The 2,820-nt window shown below is 52.9% G+C and carries 1 protein-coding gene; it reads right to left on the reverse strand.

The window, feature by feature from the left end; genetic code table 11:
- Positions 1-441: 441 nt before the first annotated feature.
- Entirely contained in the window at positions 442-2,733 is a 2,292-nt protein-coding gene (locus HMPREF1548_RS07220) for a hydratase (protein WP_021635259.1), read from the reverse strand.
- Between the last annotated feature and the right edge of the window lie 87 nt (positions 2,734-2,820).

The raw sequence follows: 2,820 nt of genomic DNA on the forward strand, positions 1-2,820 counted from the left end.
GGGTGGGCGGTGGGGGTATTTTCTGATCCAGTTTCAAAAACGGGGTGTTTCTAACTGTTTCGAAAAGCCAGGATTCGGCCAACGTGGCCAAAACTCCTCGCCTGCGCGACTTCGTCGCTTCGGTTCGTCAGACAGGCCACTAGGGGCGGCCGGATCCTGGCTTTTCGAAGCAGTAAGAAACATCTCCGTTTTTTCGTATGGATCAGAAAATACCCCCACCGCCCACCCCCTGGGAAATACCAACCGGCCCCCACCGGACAGAGACAGCAAGCCGCCGTGGCACATGCCTTTATCCTATAGGTTGTGGTAAGAGGAAGGAAGGACAAGAGATAAATATGGCAAAGGCCATATCTGTATTGGGGAACAGAGATGGCCTTTGGAGGTGGTAGTAATAAAAATAATTGGTAATAAGAGATACTTAATTATAATTTGTTTTTGTTATTATTTTACGCGGTTGTAATTTATGAGGCAGCCGTCCAGGATGATTTGGCGTTCTTCTTTGGTGAGGTCGCCGAGGGTGAGGGGGAAGGGGGTGAGGCCTTCGGGGGTCACGGTGTAGGCGGTGATGGTGTCCTGGGCTTCTTCTACGGCTTTTCTGATGCCGGGGATGAAGAGGTAGTCTTTGTTGGTAAAGGGAAGGGGGCCTTCTTCAATGAGGAAGGGGAGCATTCCCCAGTTAATCAGGTTGGAGCGGTAGCGTTTGGTGGCGTATTCGGTGGCTATGTTGGCCCAGCCGCCCAGGACCTTCTGGCAGCTAGCTGCCTGTTCCCTGGCGGATCCGTCGCCGGGTTTTACCGCAAAAATGGTGGATCCAAAGCCGATGTTTCCTTCGCCTGCTTCCGGGAAGCGGGTGTGGATGGTTTCCATGACGGGCTTCAGCTCGGGCTTGGCCTCCAGGGGGCATTTTCCTTCCATTACGGCGGTCTGGGCGGTTTGGATGTCTTTTGCCAGGCCTACGTAGGCGGGGTCTTTGCGGGAGAGCGTGAATTCCGCAAGGCCCAGGGGGTTGGAGCGGTAGGATGATGTTTCTCCGGAGGGAATCAGTTCATCGGTTGTGGTAACCGGGTCGTGGATCTCGGATACTACGCGGAGTACCAGATTTTCCGGTAGTTCGCACATGGCCGGCCAGTCTTTGATGTTGGGGCCGAAGTGGATTTCCACCTCAGGATCCGCCGCGCCCTTGGAATCGAATACGCGGTTTGCATATATTTTGGAGTCAAAATGGTATTTGTATTTGCCCAGGGTAGCATCAAATTCCGTTGCCGGTGTGAGGACGCCTTTGTTGGCTGCAGTTGCCGCAATGGAGCGGGCATCCATGAGCGCAACGGATGCGATCTGGCCGTTCTGGAGCTTGCTGCCTTCTCTGTTGGGGAAGTTCCTGGTGGAGTGGCGGATGCTGAAGCCGTTATTGGCCGGGGTATCGCCTGCTCCGAAGCAGGGGCCGCAGAAGGCGGTTTTCATGACTGCGCCGGTTTCCATAATCGTGGCGGCGCAGCCGTTTTTGATAAGTTCCATATAAATGGGCATGGAAGCAGGGTAAACGCTGAGCGTAAATTCATCCGCACCGATGTATTGTCCCTTGAGGATGTCCGCTGCCGCGCAGATATTTTCAAAGCCGCCGCCTGCACAGCCGGCGATGATTCCCTGATCCACATGGAATTTTCCGTTTCTCACTTTGTCGTGCAGGGAGTAGTTAACAGCGCCGTCAAGGCTTACCTGGGCTTTCTTTTCCACATCACACAGGATGTCGTCCAGGTTGGCGTTGAGTTCTTCAATCGTATAGGTGTTGCTGGGGTGGAAAGGCATGGCAATCATAGGTCTGATAGCGGAGAGGTCCACGGTTACCAGGCCGTCATAGTAGGCCACGTTTCCGGGGTTGAGTTCCTTGTATTCTTCCTTCCTGCCATGGATTTCGTAAAATTCTTCGATTTCCCTGTCTGTTTTCCAGATGGAGGAGAGGCAGGTGGTTTCCGTGGTCATGACGTCGATACCGATTCGGAAGTCAGCGCTCAGTTTTTCCACGCCGGGGCCTACAAATTCCATTACTTTATTTTTCACATAGCCATTTCCGAATACTGCGCCGATGACGGCCAGGGCAACGTCCTGGGGGCCTACGCCCCTGACGGGCTCTCCGGTGAGGTAAACGGCAACTACGCCGGGCATTTTGATATCATAGGTCTGGTTGAGAAGCTGTTTTACCAGCTCCGGCCCGCCCTCGCCCATAGCCATGGTTCCCAGCGCGCCGTAGCGGGTATGGGAATCGGAGCCGAGAATCATCCTGCCTCCGCCGGCAAGCATTTCCCTGGCGAACTGGTGGATAACAGCCTGATGAGGGGGCACATAGACGCCGCCGTATTTCTTGGCACAGGTGAGTCCAAAGAGGTGATCGTCTTCATTAATCGTCCCGCCCACCGCACAGAGTGAATTGTGGCAGTTGGTAAGCACATAGGGTATGGGGAATTTGGTCAGTCCTGATGCTCTCGCCGTCTGGATAATTCCTACAAAGGTTATATCATGGGAGGTCAGCTTGTCAAATTTGATTTTCAGGTTGTCCATGTTACCGGAAGTGTTGTGGCTTTCCAGGATGCCGTAGGCAATTGTTTCCTTTGCCGCTTCCTCCTTTGTTACCTGTCTTCCGGTTTCGGCAGCTATCCGCGCCGCCGCATCCTGATTATCAGGAATGATCTGTGTGCCGTTTACAAGATAGGCACCGCCTTCTAGTAATGTTACCATGTGTCTCCTCCTTTATTTATGTAATGCATAATTTTCAGCTTCACTTACTGATTACTTATTATAGAGGAAACACAAAAAGGAATCAAT

It is taken from the genome of Clostridium sp. KLE 1755, assembly GCF_000466465.2.
GTDB lineage: Bacteria > Bacillota > Clostridia > Lachnospirales > Lachnospiraceae > Eisenbergiella > Eisenbergiella porci.

Bases quoted from the DNA above. Each gene is read 5' to 3' on its own strand.
- HMPREF1548_RS07220 (WP_021635259.1), bottom strand. From the start codon at position 2,733: ATGGTAACATTACTAGAAGGCGGTGCCTATCTTGTAAACGGCACACAG.